Source organism: Leptotrichia trevisanii DSM 22070 (genome assembly GCF_000482505.1).
GTDB lineage: Bacteria > Fusobacteriota > Fusobacteriia > Fusobacteriales > Leptotrichiaceae > Leptotrichia > Leptotrichia trevisanii.
Map to the genome: position 1 here is coordinate 17,108 of NZ_KI519450.1, position 19,335 is coordinate 36,442.

11 protein-coding genes and 1 pseudogene are annotated in these 19,335 nt (G+C 27.2%); all 12 read left to right on the plus strand.

Annotated elements, in window-relative coordinates:
• Positions 1-1,371: ATP-binding protein (locus K324_RS0113730; RefSeq protein WP_211231562.1), on the plus strand; the 1,371-nt coding region annotated here is incomplete at its 5' end.
• 43 nt (positions 1,372-1,414) lie between these two features.
• Positions 1,415-4,783, plus strand: coding sequence for a DEAD/DEAH box helicase family protein (locus tag K324_RS0113735; RefSeq protein ID WP_026749643.1), 3,369 nt, complete (start codon positions 1,415-1,417; stop codon positions 4,781-4,783).
• A 502-nt stretch (positions 4,784-5,285) separates the two neighbouring features.
• Positions 5,286-5,954, plus strand: a complete 669-nt coding sequence (locus K324_RS0113740; protein ID WP_051354480.1) for a hypothetical protein — start codon at positions 5,286-5,288, stop codon at positions 5,952-5,954.
• Positions 5,955-5,966: 12 nt separating this feature from the next.
• The gene (locus tag K324_RS0113745; RefSeq protein ID WP_026749645.1) at positions 5,967-6,461 is read left to right on the plus strand and encodes a J domain-containing protein; all 495 of its coding nucleotides are present in this window, start codon (positions 5,967-5,969) and stop codon (positions 6,459-6,461) included.
• An 85-nt stretch (positions 6,462-6,546) separates the two neighbouring features.
• Positions 6,547-7,674, plus strand: a complete 1,128-nt coding sequence (locus K324_RS0113750) for a hypothetical protein (protein ID WP_026749646.1) — start codon at positions 6,547-6,549, stop codon at positions 7,672-7,674.
• Positions 7,675-7,686: 12 nt separating this feature from the next.
• Positions 7,687-8,949 carry a DnaJ domain-containing protein gene (locus tag K324_RS15325; RefSeq protein WP_026749647.1) on the plus strand — a complete coding sequence of 421 codons (1,263 nt, stop codon included), beginning with the start codon at positions 7,687-7,689 and terminating at the stop codon, positions 8,947-8,949.
• Between the two features lie 36 nt (positions 8,950-8,985).
• Entirely contained in the window at positions 8,986-10,800 is a 1,815-nt protein-coding gene (locus tag K324_RS0113760) for an Hsp70 family protein (RefSeq protein ID WP_026749648.1), read from the plus strand.
• Between the two features lie 87 nt (positions 10,801-10,887).
• Entirely contained in the window at positions 10,888-11,961 is a 1,074-nt protein-coding gene (locus tag K324_RS0113765) for a DKNYY domain-containing protein (RefSeq protein WP_026749649.1), read from the plus strand.
• 68 nt (positions 11,962-12,029) lie between these two features.
• On the plus strand, positions 12,030-15,290 hold the full coding sequence (locus tag K324_RS0113770; RefSeq protein WP_026749650.1) for a DKNYY domain-containing protein: 3,261 nt from the start codon (positions 12,030-12,032) through the stop codon (positions 15,288-15,290).
• A 64-nt stretch (positions 15,291-15,354) separates the two neighbouring features.
• Positions 15,355-17,166 (plus strand): DKNYY domain-containing protein, encoded by a 1,812-nt coding sequence (locus K324_RS0113775; RefSeq protein ID WP_026749651.1) that lies wholly within the window; start codon positions 15,355-15,357, stop codon positions 17,164-17,166.
• Between the two features lie 122 nt (positions 17,167-17,288).
• Positions 17,289-18,566: pseudogene (locus K324_RS15060) on the plus strand (AAA family ATPase); the annotation flags it as partial.
• Positions 18,567-19,089: 523 nt separating this feature from the next.
• On the plus strand, positions 19,090-19,335 hold a 246-nt coding region (locus tag K324_RS0113785; RefSeq protein WP_026749331.1), incomplete at its 3' end, for a transposase family protein.

The following is a 19,335-nucleotide window of genomic DNA, read 5'->3' on the forward strand; positions in this document are numbered from 1 at the left end:
AAATTAAAGTTTCTTTACAACTCCATACTAGATTTTTTTGTTAATTTACTAAGAAAGTTGATAAAAGAAGTGTTGTTTTTCTTGACTTTTTTGATGATTTCGGCTAATATAAGATTAAATATTGAATTAGCCGAAAGAGAGAAAGAGATGAAATATTATAGACGTTCAATAGAACAGGTTATCAATGAATACAAGGAACAATTTCCGATATTACTGCTTACTGGGCCAAGACAAGTAGGAAAAAGTACGCTTTTTAAGGAACTGTTTCGAGAAGAATACAAATATTTTTCATTAGATGATCCTATTTTAAAAGAACAGATAGTCAATGATCCAAGACTATTTTTGAAGAATAATCCTGAAAAATTAATAATAGATGAAGTACAATATGCACCATCAATATTTCCGTATTTGAAAATGAAAGTTGATGAAAATAGAGAAGACGGGATGTATCTGATGACAGGCTCTCAAGCTTTTGTTCTTATGAAAAATGTTTCTGAAACTCTGGCAGGAAGAGTAGGAATTCTAGAACTTCAGGGAATAAGTTTAAGGGAACAGTTTGATATAGAGTTTAATAGTCCTTTTATTCCAAATGAAGAATATATCGCTGAAAGAGAAAAAAAAATAACCGAATATACAAATTTATGGCAAAGAATTCATAGAGGATATATGCCTGAACTCATATTTAACGACAGAAAGAAATGGGAATTTTTCTATTCATCATATGTACAGACATATATTGAAAGAGATGTAAGGGATTTAATAAATATATCCGATGAAAGCAAATTTTTGAAATTTATGATAAGTCTAGCATCAAGAAGCGGAGAATTGTTGAATTATGGAGCAGTTGCCAATGAAGTTGGAATAAGTAATGAAACAGTAAAAAGATGGGTATCAGTTTTAAGAACTTCAAGAATAATTTATTTACTGGAACCATATTTTAATAATCATTTAAAAAGAGTAATAAAGACACCAAAAATATATTTTATGGATGTAGGATTGCTGGCATACCTTACAAAATGGCCAACTCCTGAAACACTTGCAAATGGAGCTAAGGCCGGGAATATTTTTGAAACATTTATAATATCAGAAATAGTAAAAAGCTATCTGAATGCCGGTATTATAAATCCGCCACTATATTTTTACAGAGACAAGGATAAAAAGGAAATAGACTTGATAATAGAAGAAGCAGAAAAAATATATCCTATTGAAATTAAAATGAGCGCATCGCCTAATAAAGAGATGGCAAAGAATTTTTCGGTTCTCAAAAGAAAAGTAGATAAGGAAATTGAGACAGGAGTAATCATATGTCAATATGATAATAAAGTTTACCTATCAGAAGATATTCTTGTTTTGCCGATCGAATATATATAAATAAAAAATGTTATTTTAGAATAATGAACATAGGAGTGGAAAAATGTCTAACTTTGAATTTTTAAAAAAAGACAACAGATATAGAGTATTTACTGATGCCTGTATAGAAGCAGAAAAACTTATGAATGTTTCTTATTCAGCAACAGTAACTTTTACAAGGAAAGCATTGGAACTTGCTGTAAAGTGGGTTTATGCAAATGACGGTGAATTAAGAATGCCGCCGCAGATAAATTTAGCATCATTGATAAGAGGGAAAAAATTTAGAGATATAATTCCTTATAATATGAGCGGATTACTTTCTTACATACAACAATTGGGAAATAAAGCTGTTCATTCTGAAAGAATTGTAAAAAGAGAAGAGGCAGTTTTGAGTCTTAGAAATTTATTTTCATTTACTACATGGATTGATTATTCATATTCAGAAGATTATTCAGATGTAGAATTTGATGAATCTATACTTGGAGAAAATGATAAAATAGTTAAAGTTCAATCTGAAAAAGATGAACTATCCAAGCAACTTGCTGAAATTAATAAAAAGCTTGAAGAATTATCTAATGAAAATCAGACATTGAGAAAAGAAAATGAGGAAAAACGTAAAGTAAACGAAAAAGAAAGAGAGTACAAAATAGATGAAATCTCTGAAGCTCAAACAAGAGAAAGATACATTGATCTGGTTATAGAAAATGAAGGATGGATTATAGGTAAAAATTGTATACCAGAAGTCGAGATTCTAGGTATTCCAACTCCAAGTGGGAAAGGAAAGGCAGATTATGTTTTGTATGGAGACAATGGAAAGCCTTTGGCTGTAATAGAAGCAAAGAAAATAGATATTGATCCTAGAATAGCAAAAAATCAAGCAAAAGAATATGCAGATGTACTTGAAAAAAAATATGGCACAAGGCCTGTAATATTTTTTACAAATGGTTTGGATTATTATATTTGGGATGATACCGATTATGCTGAAAGGAAAGTTTCGAGCATATATAGTAAAAAAGATTTAGAAAAATTGATATTTAAAAGAAAAAATAAAACTAGACTAAAAAATCTAGCTATAAAAGATGTTATTACAAATAGAGCTTATCAAAAGGAAGCAATTATAAGAGTGGCAGAGGCTTTGGAGAGCAGGCGTAGAAAAATGCTGCTTGTAATGGCGACTGGAAGTGGGAAAACTAGAACAGCGGCCTCTATTGTGGATGTGCTGACAAGACACAACTGGGTAAAAAATATCTTATTTCTTGCAGATAGAACGGCATTAGTAAAACAGGCAAGGGACAGTTTTAAGGAATATCTTCCAAATTTGTCTTTGTGCAATTTATTAGATAATAAAGATGATATAAATAGCAGAATGATTTTTTCCACTTATCCGACAATGATGAATGCAATTGATGAAGCAAAAGATAAAAAAGGCAATAGAATTTTTACAAGTGGACATTTTGACTTGATAATAGTTGATGAAAGCCATAGAAGTATTTATAAAAAATATCAGGCGATATTTGATTATTTTGATGCAAATTTATTGGGATTGACAGCGACACCAAAAAGTGAAATTGATAAAAATACATATAAAATATTTGAATTGGAAGATGATAATCCGACATTTGCCTATGAATTGGATGAAGCAATAAAACAGGGATATTTGGTTCATTATGGAAAACCACTGGATGTTGGATTGAAAATTGTAAGAGATGGATTGAAATATAGTGAACTGAGTGAAGAGGAAAAGGAAGAATTTGAAGAAACATTTGATGGAGAAGAAAAAGAAGAGATTTCAAGTGAGGAAGTAAATACAACATTATTTAACCAAGATACTGTGGATCTTGTTATCAAAACCTTGATGAATAATGGACTAAAAGTCGAAGGTGGTGATAAACTTGGGAAAACGATAATCTTTGCAGTAAATCAAAAACATGCAAATTTTATTGTGGAAAGATTTAATAAATTGTATCCTGAATATAGAGGAAAGTTTGCAGAAGCGATTTATCATAATATAAAATTTGTAGATAATATGATTGCTCAATTTAAAGATAAAAATTCTTATCCTCAAATAGCAGTATCTGTTGATATGCTTGATACAGGGATTGATGTTCCTGAAATACTTAATTTGGTATTTTTCAAGAAAATACGATCGAAGGCTAAATTTTGGCAAATGATAGGTAGAGGAACAAGACTTTGTAAAGATTTGTTTGGGCCTGGAATAGATAAGGAAAGATTTTTAATTTTTGATTGTTATAAGAATTTTGAGTTTTTTGAAGTAAATGGGGATGGAAAAGAGGTAAAAAATTCTAAATCAGTTTCAGAAAATATATTTGGAGCTAAAATAGAGATAATAAAATCATTGCAACATTTAAAATACCAAGAAAAACCGTTTATTGAATATAGAGATAAATTAATAAGTGAAGCGATATTGGATATTTTGGGAATAAATGAAAATCGTTTTGATGTGCGAATGAAAGGTGCGATTGTTGATAAATATAAAAAATTGGATAAATATGAAGCACTTGATGAAAAAGATGTGAAGGAAATTAAAGATGTAGTTGCTCCTTTGGTAATTTATGAGGAAAGTGATGAGTTAGCCAAAAGATTTGATTATTTAATATATACAATTGAAAATGCATATTTACAAAATAAATCTTTTTTAAAGGCAAAAAATAAAGTTAAAGAAACAGCAGAAAGTCTTAGTGAACTAGGGACATTACCAAAAGTCTTGGAAAAAAGGCAACTTATAATGGATATTCAAAAAGATGAATTTTGGAATAATATAAATATATTTCAGCTTGAAGAAATACGAAATGAACTTAGAGAATTAATAAGATTACTGGATAAACCAGCGACAAAAATTTATTATACAGATTTTAAAGACGAAATAGTAGATTACAGCGAGCATGAGTCAGCGGGTGAATTTAAAATTATAAATCAGCTTGTAAACTATAATAAACGTGTGGAACGATATTTAGAAGATTTTAAAAATAACGATGTTATTAAAAGGCTAAAAAATAATCTTCCTTTGTCGTTAAATGATATAAAATATTTGGAAAAAATCTTATGGGATGAATTGGGAACGAAAGAAGAATACACAGAAACTTATGGTAAAATTCCGTTACTGAAAATGATTTCTAAAATTATAGGAATGGATAGAGATGCTGTTGAAAAAGAATTTTCTGAATTTTTAAGTAATGAAAACTTAAACTCAAATCAAATAAATTTTGTTAGACATATTGTAGATTATATTGCTCAAAATGGAAGTATTGATAAAGAAAAATTACAAGAATTTCCGATTGTAAATAAATTTGGTGGAGTAGGGGAACTGTTTAAAAATAAAACTGACATTTTGATAGAAATTATAGGTGCAGTTGAAAAAGTAAATGGCAGATTTGAGCATATATCACAGGAAAGTGGATTTAATAGTAATTAAAACAAAAATAAAAGCTATATATTTTTTCTGTTTTTATTAGAGAAAGTGTATAGTTTTTTATTTTAATAAAATATGTTATAATTTTAAAACTAATACTAAATCCGGTTTAAAAATGGGAATAAATTTTTATAGTAGGGTTGTTTGATAGTTAATTCATAATCATTCAATTAAATTGTTTTTTATTATTTTTTAGATATTTTGATTAATAAATATTTTTTCTTTTTTATTTTCGTAGGATTGCTCATTGCCGCAAATCCTACAACCTATGGCTAGTCTACGACATTTTTCTGTACTGACAAAAAACTCGCTATGCTCAGACAGTTTTGCCAGCACAGAAAAATGCTCCGACGGGTTATTTATACTAGAATCTGGTTGAAAAATGAAAATTATATTTTAATTATTTAAAAATATTAGATTTATACCCTTTATTAGAAAAATTTGTAATAATTTCCTCATTTAAATGGGGTTTAGTATAAAAATTAAACGAAAAGGAATGATAAATATGAATAAAAAATTTAATTATAAGCCATTAATTGAATATACAGACTATGCTGAAAGAAAATATATTAAACCTGAAAAAGCTGGGGATTTGAAGGAAGATATGGAGCTTTTTAGGGAAAATGGACAGACTGCACGAAAGATTTTTACTGAAATTGCTAAGGCTGTGGAGGAAAATGTGGAGGGATTTCATTTGCAGAAAGTTAGTAGCTGGATGAATCAGGCACAAATTGCCCGTCCTTATCTTTGGGTATTTTTGAAGCAGGAAGGAGATACCGAAAATGAATCTGGAATTGCACTTAGAGTCTTTAAAAATGAAAAAACTAAAAAAGTGGGAATCTCATTAGAAGTGAGTTTTGTTGAACGTAAAATTGGGGAAAATACCCTTGAAAGACAAAATAAGGTTTTGGAATTACCTATTAAAAAGCCACTTTATTATTTCGTGCAATTTTCAAAAAGTAAGGAAAACTGTATGCTGGATAGAATTGAAGGAAGTGAGAAAAATAGGAAAAAGTTAATTGAAGATATGAAAGAAGGAAACATCAGAAAAGTGCTTGTTAAATTTGATGTGGAAGAAATTGAAAAATTTGAAAATCTTGAAGATTTAACAAAGGAATTTTTAAAGGGCTTTAAATTGCTGATGCCATTTTATTTGAAAACTAAGGGAATTTAGGAGGTAAGAATTTTGAATTTTGCAGAAGCATTTAAAATACTGGAAATAAATCCGACGAGTGATAAAAAGAAAATAAAAGTTGCTTATTCCAAGATGTTGAAAAAGTATCATCCTGAAGATTTTCCTGAGATGTTTATGAAAATTAATGAGGCTTATGAAAAAGCTTTGGGATATGCAGAAAATAATTTTTCTGAAAATTTATATGAAAATACTCATAATTTTAGAAAAACAGAAAAAATGAAAGAGAGTGATTTTTCGGATATTTTTGATTCAAAAAAATTTGAGAAAAAAGAATATAAATTTACTGAAAAATCTGAAGAAAGACAGTCAAAGGAAAAGTTTTTTGAAAAAAAAGATAATAAAAATAAATATGAAAAACTTAATATTTTTGAATACTTAAAAAATTCTATGCGAACAGAGGATAGATTTACAGAAGCATTTAAAATACTAGAAATGGAACCTACAACTGATAAAGAAAAAATAAAAAAGAAATATAAAGAACTATAAAGAACTATTAAAGAGGTATCATCGCAATAATCTTGAAAATTATGATAAAATATTTAGTAAAATTAACGAGGCTTATGGGATTGCATTGGAATTTGAGCAATCGAATTTTAATGAATATGGAGGGGATTCTATTGAGGATATATTTGATAAAATTTTTAATTCCGGCAATGATTCAAGCGATAAAAGTTTTTTTAAAAAAACACAAGATTTTTCAAATGTTTTTGATCAAAATGAAATAACAAATAAATCAATATCTGTGTGGTTAGGACGGCTTAAAAATCTTCTTTTATCTGAAAAACGTCCACTAGCAGAATATCGAGAAATTTTACGTAATTTTCATTTTAATTTTGATGTTTCGGAAAAAAATCAAATTAGAGAAATTTTACAAAAAAATGGATTACGTGGTTATGCTTGGAGAAATATAACGAGAATTGAAATGGAACTTTTGATTTATAATCTAAATAATTCTAATATGACTAATGATATTTTAGGAGAAAATTGGGTAGATACTGGTAAAAGTGAAAACACAGGCTTAGATGAAATTGTAAAAAATATTATAAGTGAAAATTTTTCGGAAAATGAAAAAGGATATGAAAAATTTATTAAGGATTATTTTAATATTAAAATTTTTAGATTATTTGGAAAGAATATTGCGTTATACCCTTACAGAGATATAGAGCAAGTAGGCACAACTTTTAAATTTATAACTTATAAAATACGAAATGAATATGTTGATGTTAATAAATATATAGAAATTTTTGATAGAGAACAAAAAAATAATAAGAAAGTAGGAATAAGTTTACGCATAACGCCTTATTTATGGAGTATTTTTGGTGCGATAGTTTTATTTTTATTCTTTTTAAATCCTATTGTTGACTGGTACATAGGGATTTTGGGGACTATTTTTTTCATAATTTTAGACTGGGTTAATATAGCTAGGGAAAAAGAATTTGAGTGGAGTATGCAGTATGGGTATTCAAGTTACTTGTCGATTTTAATGAGTATAATTTTTGTTGTAAATCTTATTGTTATTGGCAGTATAGAAAGTGAAATACCAATTATATCATCTTTACTGTATTCACAGTTAATATTTCAATTTATATTTTTAAATATAATCTTATTTGTAAAAATGGTAGTAACTACAAATATAAGATACAAGCGATTAAGAGATTTTTCAAAAAAAGTTTTGGATGTATTTATTTTAAAAAAGTAAGGAGTGGTGATTTTGGAGTTTGGTGAAGCGTTTAAGATACTGGAAATAGAGCCGACAGATGATAAGAAGAAAATAAAAGTTGCGTATTCCAAGATGCTGAAAAAATATCACCCTGAAGATTTTCCTGAAATGTTTATGAAGATTAATGGGGCTTATGAGAAAGCATTAGAGTATGGAGGAGAGGATTTTCAGGAAGAGTTTTTTGGAAATGAAGAAGAATTTGAAGAATATGAAGGATTTTCTAATGAATATAATATAGAAATAACTAACGATGAAGATGAGGAGTTTTCTAATATTTTTAGTGGGGAATTGGAGAAGGTTGAGAAGAATGTAGATAATTGGATAGAGGCATTTGGGAAATTGTTGAATGGGGAGAAAATGTTTTTTGGAAGTTTGAGATTTTTGATGGAGGAGTTTGATAGCTTTGGTAAAAAAGAGAAAAGAAGAATTAAAGAAATTTTGAATTTGGAAAATGACAATTATGAGAATAATGTGATTTTACAGTCTAAAAATATTACTAAATTTGAGAAAGATTATATTTTTCTGCACTTAATAAAAGATAAAACAAAATTTCAGAAAATAGAAGAACTTTATAGAAATAATGAGAAATCTGAAAGAAATAAGGCAGTTGAAATTTTTGTAGAAAATTATTTCAATGTGAAAAAATGGGGAATATTTGGGTTTTTTATATTTTGGAACATTTATCCTAAAGGCTACAAGAACGGGAAATTACATCATTTACTGTTTTTCTTAAAAAATAACGTACCTTTTAAGAGAATTGCCTATCATTATGAAAAAATAAAGGAAATGCTTCATCGGATGGAAATTTTTCAGGATGATGAGATACAAAATCAGGAAACTGGATTGTTTGGAATTGTATTTATTCTTAGTAGTTTAATGGTAGTTTTTATATGGATTTTTAGCCTGCCTGTAATAACGGATATGATGCCTGCTGAATATGAAGATGTTTTGACGACTTTTGGAATAGTGAAAACTTTTTCAATTATGCTGGCAGTTGCTAGAAGTTATTATGATATTATGCTTGCAAAACGTGGAAACAGCATAAATATAGCGAGCATGCTTTATATTCAGATTCTGCTGCTAGGGATCTACCTTTTTAAAATTTATTTAAAATATGAAATAATTGATTTTACACTAAATGGAACACTCGTATTCTTGTTTGCAAAATTACTGATTGTAAATAGAATAAAATACAACAGGATAAGAAATTATGCAAAAGATATATTGGATAGTGTTTCTTTTGATATTTTATAAAAAACTTAAAAAATTTACTGTTGAAGGAGAATAAAAATGGGAAGAATGATTGGAATTGATTTGGGGACAACGAATAGTTTGGCGACATATATTGATGATAATGGGGAAATACAGTTTGTAAAAAATGAATATGGGAATATTTTGATTCCGTCTGTTGTGGGAATTGATGAAAATGATGGAATAATAGTAGGAGAACTGGCGAAGGAAAGAAGAATGATGAACGCTGGGGAAACTGCGAGCAATTTTAAAAGAAGGATGGGAACGGAAGCAAAAATCAAAATTAAAAATAAAACTTTTGATGCACAAATGCTTTCTTCATTTGTACTGAAACATTTAAAGGAAAATGCTGAAAAGCAGCTGAATGAGAAGATAGACAGGGCAATAATAAGCGTGCCTGCATATTTTAATGATAAACAGAGAAAAGATACTAAAATAGCGGCAGAACTGGCAGGACTTACAGTAGAAAGGCTTATAAATGAGCCAACAGCTGCGGCATTGTCGCTTGGAAGCCATATTTTAGATCAGAATCTGAAATTTATAGTGCTTGACTTGGGTGGAGGGACATTTGATGTTACTTTGCTTGAAACATTTGAGGATATTATGGAAGTAATTTCGATAAGTGGGGATACGATGCTTGGTGGAGAGGATTTTACTACAAAAATATGTGAAATTTTCTTGAAAAATATAGGATTATCAATATCTGACTTGAGCCGTGATGAAAGAACAAAATTGTACACAAAGGCAGATAGGGCAAAAAAACTGATAAGTTTGAAAGATGTGGAAATTGAACTGGAAATTAAAGGAAAAGATTATAAAGCAGAAATTACGCAGGCAGATTTCAGAGCAGTTGTAAAACCATTGCTTGTAAAAATAAAAGTTGCAATTGACAAGGCTTTGCAGGATGGAAATACGGATGCAAGAGAAATTGAGAAAGTTGTACTAGTCGGTGGGGCGGTAAAATTGGGAATTGTGGAAGAATTTGTGGAAAAGTATTTTAATAAAATGCGTGGAGAAAAAACTTATTTTGACAATACTGATTTTATTGAAGGTAACAAACTTGTGTCAATAGCTCAAAATCCTGATACTGTCGTAGCTTACGGCGTTGGTGTAACTGTGGGAATGAAGGAGAGAAACAAGGCGTTTAAGGAAAGAATTTTGACAGATGTGTGTCCATTTACACTCGGAATTGAAGTAATTGGACAGAGATTTGCACCGATTATTCCAAGAAATACAACCGTTCCGACAAGCAAGTCGGAGTATTTTTCAACAGTAGAAGACAATCAGACAATAATAAGAATCGCAATTTATCAAGGGGAAAGCTTGAATATAAATGATAACCTATTTTTGGGAGAATTTGAAATAAATGTGCCAAGAAATAATGCAGGAAATGAAAAAGTGAACGTAAGATTTACTTACGATATAAATGGGATCTTAGAAGCAGAAGCAACTGCAATGAGTACGGGAGAAAAGAGAAATAAATTAATTATAAACGGCGATTTATCCGAAGAAGAAAAAAATGAAAGAATAAAAACGTTGGAAGAAATAAAAATCCAGTCAGAAAATCAAAACAAAGATAAATTGCTGATTGAAAGGGCAAACCGAATTTATGCCGAAATAGTAAATACAGAAATTAGAAACTACATTTCAGAATATTTGGAAAATTATCAGATGATTGTAAGAACCGGCGATAGAATCCGTATTCAAAAAGTAAAAAAAGAATTTTCAGCTTTTCTTGGTAAAATAGATCCAGAACTGAACGACTTGAGTGTTGATGATATTTTGAGAGATATTGATGAAAAGGAAGAAGATGGGGCTGTGGAAGAGGAAGATGAATTGGAGTTTTGGAATTAGAAAAATAAATTTTAAAATATTGTGTTTATTGAGATTTGTGGACTTTTATAAATAACTAGCGTAACTTTTTATAAGGAGAAAATAATTATGAAAATAAAAAAATTGTTGAAAATATTTGGGTTGTTAATTTTGGCAGGAAATATTGTGAATGCAGAATACATAAAAAGAAATGGAGAAATTTATTATCGGGACTGGAGTGAAGAAAAGACAAGAATATTAAAAAATATAGATAAAAAATCATTTGAAATATTGGAAAATGATTTTGCAAAAGATAAGAATAATATTTATTATCAAGGGGAAAAGATTGAAAAAATAGATCCTAAAAGTGCTAAAATATTTGGAAGCCATTTTGTGAAGGATGAGAAAATTGTTTTTGATGCTTATGAAAAAAAGGAATTGAAAGATGTGGATACAAAAACGCTTAAATCGGTTGGAGATTATTATTTTAAAGATAAGAACAATGCTTATTTTGATATGAAAAAAATTGATGAAAAAGTTGATTTAGAGACGTTTGTTTATTTGGACTATTTTTATGCGAAAGATAAGAATAATCTGTATTTTTATGGACAAAAAGTGAAGGGTGTAAGTCCGAATAATTTTAATTTTTTGACTTTGTTAAGCAGTGTTCCTGATAACATAATTAAAAGCAGGAATGATTTTTATCTTGTTTATGAAAATGATTTGAATGAAAAAATATATGCGAAAAAAATGGATTTCCCGATTGACAGGGATACTTTTAAAAGTTTTTCCATGAGAGTTTATAAAGATAAAAATAATTTTTATTATTACGATGAAACTGATGACATAAAAAAAGGAAAAACGCTTATTAAATTTAAAAATGAAGCTGATATAAAAACACTTAAATTTTTGAAGGAAAAAAATGGCGAAAAAAGTAATGAATATATAAAAGATGAAAAGAATGTCTATTATGTGGATGAAGAAAATTTAGAAATAAAAAAGATAGAAAATGCTGATTACAAAACCTTTCAAGTTATTGAATACTTATATGCAAAGGATAAAAACAATGTTTATTATAAAGGGAAAAAGTTAAATAATATTAATCCAAACCATTTTAAAATTGTAGACAATGAAATAAAATATAATAATGAATTTTATAAAATTGATGACAATATGAATCTTATAAAAATAGAAAGAGAATAAAAAGTTGAAAAGTTAAAAAGGTATTTTATTTACTAAAAATTAAAGATTATAAAAAAAGGAGTAAGTGCATGAAAAGAAAAAATTTATTAAAAATATTAATTTTATTTATCCTAGCAGGAAGCATTGCAAATGCGGAATATTTAAAGGAAAATGGTGAAATTTATTATAAAATGCCATATTATGAGATTAAGTCGAAAGTAAAAGATGTAGATATTGAAAGTTTTGAACCTTTAAAGGAAGATAGAGAGCTTATTGGTGATTATTATGCAAAAGATAATAAATATGTTTATTTTTATGGTAAGAAACTTAAAGATGTTTTGCCCGAAGGATTTGAAACAGTAAAAGAAAATTATGTAAAAGATAGTAAAAATGTATATAAAATTGAAGCTGAGATTACAGATAGTATACCAATATCTTCGGATAATAAAATAAATACAAAAAAAATATCTTTAGATGGACTTGATGTTAAAACTTTTAGAGCTTTAGAAAATAGCAAAGATGTTACGAGCATAGATTATTTTGTTGATAAAAATAATATTTACTATGCCTATGAGGATTTGGAAAAAATACAAGGAGCAGATAAAAATTCTTTTGAGGTTTTGGGTAATTATATCGCAAAAGATAAAAATAATGTTTATTATAACGGTAAAAAGATGGAAAATGTGGATTCTAAGAGTTTTAAAAATTTTGGTAATTTTATAGGAAAAGATAAAAATAGAGTTTTTTACATTACAGGAAATGAGGATATTAAAGATGCTGATGCGGAAAGTTTTGAGATAATGGGAGATACTCGTTATTTTAGAGATAAAAATAATATTTTTGTTATTAAATACAGTAATGATTTTCCTGATGGAGAAGGTTTTATAAAATTACCAAATATTGATAGGAACAGCTTTATTACTTTGAGCGAGGAATTTGGAAAAGATAAAAATGGAATTTATTATATTGGTGAAAAAATAAACGGAATTAATCCGAATAATGTTAGAGTTATTGAAGAAATGGGACAGGACAATTATATTCTTCAAAGCGGAAATAATTACTATTTGACATTTAATAGCAATAAAGATTTGTATGACAGGAAAAACGATAAAATTGAAGTGAAAAAAATAAATAATTTGAACATTGATTTTAGTACATTTAAGTATTTTGGAATTTTTAACTATTATAAAGATAAAAACAGTTTTTATTATCATTCAGATAATGATTTTAAAAAAATCAAAAGCGGAATTGATGTTGGAAGTGCTGATAAAGTGCTTGAATTGAATGATTTTGTAAAAGATAAAAATAATCTTTATTATTTTTCTAATGGAAAAATTAATAAAATAAATTTGAATATTGATGTAAATAGTTTAGTATTTTTGGATAATAACAGTTCTTCTTACAGCAGTTATATAAAAGACAGAAATAACGTGTATTTTGTAGATAATGAAAATGGGAAAGTGAAAATAGTAAAAAATGCTGATAAAAATACATTTCAAATTGTAAATGGAAATTATGGGATAGACAGGAAAAATGTTTATTATAATGGAGAAAAGCTAAATTCTGTTGGTATTGAAGGACTTAAAATTTTTGACGATAATTACTTGAAGGATAATAAAAATGTCTATGAGATTTATACGACAGATGATGAAAAGATAAAAATAAGAGCAATAAAAAATTTGAATATTGATGTGGCAAGTTTTGAAAATATTTTAAAAGGGACATTTTATAAAGATAAAAATTCAGTTTATTACATTGATACGACTGGGGATAAACAAGAATTAAAAAAATTGGAAGGAGCAGATGCTGATACATTTGAGCCAGGAATTTTTTCAAAAGATAAAAATAGCGTGTATGTTGATAAACAGAAGTTAAAAGGGATTAGTCCGAAAGGATTTGAAATATTAGACAATGATCTAAATTTTATAAAAGATTATAAAAATGTATTTTATTTGGATAGAGCAGAGGATGGTATAACTTTCATACCAACAGTGCAAAATACAGAAGGAGTGGATGTTGCAACTTTGGAATCTGTTGGAAAATCTGTTTTTAAAGATTATTTCAAGGATAAAAATAATGTTTATATTGTAGCAAATGAAAGAGAATTTATATCAGCTGACTCTATCAATACAAAATTAAATTTTTATAAATTAATTGGTGCAAATCCTAAGACTTTTGAATTGATTGACAATTTTGGAAAAGATGACAAGAATGTATATTTTCTTGATAAAAAGTTAAAAGGAATTGATGCTAAAACTTTTGAAGAAATAAGTTTTAATATTGTAAAGGATAAGAATGGTTTACATATTTTGTTAAATTCTGATGATTCTGGAATAAAGACACGAAATTTGAAAATAAGTGGACTTGATTTGAAAACGTTTAAAAAATTGGAGAATGGTTACTATAAAGATAAAAATAATATTTATTATGATTTGGATAATAACCTTTCTACAATAAAAAATGCTGATTTGGCGACATTTGAAGTTTTAAATTCACCTTACAGCAGTTCTATTTATTTTGCAAAGGACAAGAATAATGTTTATTATCAAAATAAAAAAATAGATGGGCTTGTCGCTGACGGTTTTGAACAAATACAAAGCAATTTTATAAAAGATAGGAATGGAATTTATAAATTTGAGGAAGATGAAAATGAAAAAAGTTTAAAAATAACTCCAATTAATGCAAAAATCGATTTTGAAAATCTTAAGGAATTAGATTGGAAATATTTTGGCGATGATAAAAATATTTATTATTTTGACGAAAGTGATTTCAAAAAATTAGATAAAGCAGATATAAATTCATTTGAACGAATAGATTCTACTGGCTTTTTTAAAGATAAAAACAATGTTTATTACGAGGGAGAAAAAGTAGAAGGAATAGATATGAACAGTATCAAAGTAATATCTGGAATGTGGATAAAAGATAAAAATAACGTCTTTTATGAAGGGAAAAAATTAAAAGGAATCAGCTCTGATAATTTTAGTTATTTTGATGGCGGATTATCGTATGATAAAATTTTAGTTGATAAAAACGGAATTTATAAATTTATTGAAACTGAAGATAACAAAAAAACAATAGAAGTAACTCGACTGGATAGTAAAGACATTGATTTAGAAACTCTTGAAAGAATTACTTCTCCAATCGACAGTTCCAATTATTTCAAAGATAAGAATGGCGTTTATTTTATAGATGGAAATAAATTTGTAAAAATAAATGGAGCGGATAAAGATAGTTTTAGAGTAACAATGAGAGGAAAATATGGGAAAGATAAAAATAACGTTTATTTCGAAGGGAAGAAAATGGAAGGGAAAAATCCAGTTGACTTTGAGAAGGAAATGGAGATTAAATAATAGAAATTATTTTGTTTGAATTGTTAATAAATCAAAAATTTGAGAATAAAAAAGGAGAATTGTTGTGAACATTAAAGGACATTTATTAAAAATTCTACTTTTGTTTGTTTTGGTGGGGAGTATTGTGAATGCAGATATTCGTGTGATGCCTTTTTATGAAATTCATGGAAATAGTGTGTACTATAGAACAGAAAATGGATTAGAAAAGTTGCAAAATGCAGATGCGAAAACTTTTGAGATTTTGGGTTATCATATTGCAAAAGATAAAAATTCTGTTTATTATTGGGATGAAAAATTAAGTAAAATAGATCCAAAAACTTTTGAAGTAGTTGAAGGATATTATATTACAATTTTTAAGGATAAAAATGGTATTTATACTTTTGGAAAAAATTATGATAAATTAAAAATTATAAATTTTAAAGAAAATGGGATTGATATAGATTTTAATGATTTTAAAGTAATTTCAAGTGAAGATCCAACTATTTATAAAAATAAAAATGATATTTATTTCCAAAAAGGCGGGAAAATTTTACAAATAAAAAATGTGGATGCAAAAATTTTTGAAAAAATAAATGGACGTAACTATCTTGATAATAAATATTATCGGGATAAAAACAATGTTTACTATTTTTCTGAAGATAAAATGTTGAAACTAGAAAATGCAGATAGAAACAGTGTTAATGAATTAAGTGAAAATATTTTAAAAGATAAAAATTATGTCTATTTTGAAAATCAACAAATAAAAGGTTTAGATGTTAACAGCTTTAAAGTTATTTATGAAAATAGAATATCAGAACCTGAAAATTTGATAAAGGATAAAAATGGTGTCTATTATATTGATGAAGATAAAAAAACTTTAATAAAATTTAGGAATGATGAGATAGATATAGAAGGTTTTGGAATAGCAAATAAAATGTTGGATGATTATTTTAAGGATAAAAATAATGTATATTATTTAGAGAATTATAAACTTCATGAATTAGATGATTTGGATATTAAAACTTATCAAAATATTTCTATGACAAGATATAAAAAAGATAAGAATAATTTGTATTATAAATGGAAAAAAGTGAAGGGTGTTAATCCTGACGATATTGAAATAATTGAAAATAATTTTATAAAAATAAAAAATACATTATATAAAATTTCTAATTTTGGAGGAAAAGAAGCTGAAATAGAACCTTTATCAGTTGATACAAATACTTTTGAAGAAATTGAAAATAATTATTATAGAGACAATAATAATGTTTATTTCTATAAAGATGGAAATTTGCAAAAATTAAAAGATGCGAATGTTAAAAATTTTAAAATGTTGAAAGAAAGTTCTGATTTTGGAAAAGATCAGAGTACCATTTATTACAAAGGGTATAAATTAGAGCAAGTAGATAAAAATAGTTTTGAAATATTAGACGAAGCATACGATGGTTCTATAATAAAAGATAAAAACGGGATTTATATTTTAACTGAAAAAAGTAATGAAATAAAAATTAATAAAATTTCAGAAAATCAAAATAATATTGATTTTAATAGTTTTATAGAAATTACGAATAACCCGTATATTTTTAAAGATAAAAATTCTGTTTATACTTTGAATACAGATGATGATAAAACAGTTACGGTTTTTAGTTTTGAAAAAAATGATTATAAACTAAATAAATTAAATAATATAAATCCTAAAAAATTTGATATGATGGAACTTAATTATTTTAAAGATGATAAAAATATTTTCTATTTTTCAGATAAAGAAAAAATGATGAAGAAAATTAAAAATGCTGATATTGAAAGTTTTGAAATAATGAATGATGATTATGCAAAAGATAAGAATGGTGAATATTATCGTGGAGAAAAGATTAGAGAAAATAGAGGAATTAAATAGGGTAAATTTCAAAAAAATGATATAATAAAAACAGGAATTGAAAAGAAAAAAGGATAATATGCAGAGCAAGAAATTACTATGTCTTAAAGAAATAATTGAAAAAAGAAAGGGGCAAATTTAATATGGACATTAAGATTAAAGCAAAACTGCCAATTGGAATATCTGATTTCAAAAAAATTATCAAAAATGACTATTATTATTTTGATAAGACCAATCTAATTGAAAATATTTTAAATGATGGTTCTGAAGTAAAACTATTTACTCGTCCTAGAAGATTTGGAAAAACATTGAATATGTCGATGCTTAAATACTTTTTTGATGTTAAGAATAAAGATGAGAACAGGAAACTGTTTGAAGGGTTGAATATTTCTAAAAGTGAGTATTTTGACATGCAGGGGAATTTTCCTGTGATTTCGATTTCGTTTAAGAAGTATCAGGAAAAAGATTGGAAAAATGGATTTGATATGATCAAAGATATTATTTCTGGCTTGTATGATGAATTTGAGTTTGTGAAGAAAAAACTTAGTACAAGAAAAAAGAAAAAATTTGATTCGATATTGATGGAGGAGGCTAATCTTGCTAATTGGAAAAATTCGTTGGCGGATCTTTCAAATTATTTATATAATTTTTATGGAAAAAAAGTGATTGTTTTAATAGATGAATATGATCAACCAATAATAAATTCCTATATCGAGGGATATTACGATGAAACTATTGATTTTTTCAAAAGTTTTTATGGAGCTGTTTTAAAAGATAACGAATATCTTGAAATGGGAGTTATGACTGGAATCTTAAGGGTTGCAAAGGAAAATATTTTTTCTGGATTGAATAATTTAGAAGTTCATACGATTTTAGATGATGAATTTACAGAATATTTTGGGATTATGGAAGATGAAGTGGAGAAAGCGCTTGAAGATTTTGGTTTGGAGTATGAATTGAAGGATGTCCAAAAATGGTATAATGGATATTTATTTGGAAATAGGAAAGTTTATAATCCGTGGTCTATTGTCAACTTTTTAAAAAATGGAAACCTGAAACCTTATTGGGTAAATACAAGTGGAAATGCTCTTATTAAATTATATTTGAAAAAGCTAAGAGACAGTATTTTTGATGATTTCACAAAACTTTTGAATAAAAAAAGTATTTTAAAAATTATTAATGATAATATGACTTTTGGTAATTTAAAAGCTAATTTTGAAAAAAATATTTGGAGTTTATTTTTTCATAGCGGTTACTTGACTTTGGCAGAAAAATACAATGAAAATGATGTTTATTTGAAAATACCGAATGAAGAGATATTGAAAATGTTTTCAGAAATGTTTATAGAAGTATACTTTGACGATTATGAAAAATTTTTGTATATGTCAGATGCTTTAAGAAAAGGAGATATTTCAAATTTTTTAGGTTATTTTTGATTACAAGATGTTATTTTAATTTAGTATAGTTTTTTATTTTTTTACATAAGGGGAAAGGACCGCCATTTCCCCTTATAATCCCCACGCTCGTCTAAGCATTTTTTTGAAGCAAAGCCGAAACTCGCACTAAACGTGCTCAAACAGTCGTCTTTACTCCAAAAAAATCACGACACCTTTTGTATAACAGTAGAATTTAAACCGTCGGAGCATTTTTATGTGCTGACAAAACTGTCTGAGCACAATCAGTGCGAGTTTTTTGGCAGTGCATAAAAATGACGAAGACTAGCCGGGGTGGAGGGGTGCGGCGATGAGCACTTCTGCTTAAAAAAGAAAAAATTATTTTAGTAACTTTCTGGATTGAATGAAAAACTTAAAATAAGATTTTTTATTTATCCCTAACTATTTTACTCTGTCTGATACTTTAGGGCAATCGCATGTTAAAATTTTCTTTTTTAAAATAAATAATCTTATCCAAGTATAGTATAATAAAGAAAAAAGGAGTCGTGCCATGAAACTGGAAATATTGAATTTTTTTGAAAATTTGGAAGATACTAGAAAAAATAAAGGAAAAATGTATAAATTGAATGATGTCATCATAATGTCGATTTTTGCTATCCTGTCTGGCTGTAAGGATGCCACTGAAATTGAATATTTTCTTGATCTTAGGCAGGAATACTTCACTCAGTTGCTGGATTTAAAGCATGGAACACCTTCCCATGATACAATTTCGCATATTTTTAGAATCATAAAGCCG

Bases quoted from the DNA above. Each gene is read 5' to 3' on its own strand.
- K324_RS0113735 (WP_026749643.1), top strand. From the start codon at position 1,415: ATGTCTAACTTTGAATTTTTAAAAAAAGACAACAGATATAGAGTATTT.
- K324_RS0113740 (WP_051354480.1), top strand. From the start codon at position 5,286: ATGAATAAAAAATTTAATTATAAGCCATTAATTGAATATACAGACTAT.
- K324_RS0113760 (WP_026749648.1), top strand. From the start codon at position 8,986: ATGGGAAGAATGATTGGAATTGATTTGGGGACAACGAATAGTTTGGCG.
- K324_RS0113765 (WP_026749649.1), top strand. From the start codon at position 10,888: ATGAAAATAAAAAAATTGTTGAAAATATTTGGGTTGTTAATTTTGGCA.
- K324_RS0113770 (WP_026749650.1), top strand. From the start codon at position 12,030: ATGAAAAGAAAAAATTTATTAAAAATATTAATTTTATTTATCCTAGCA.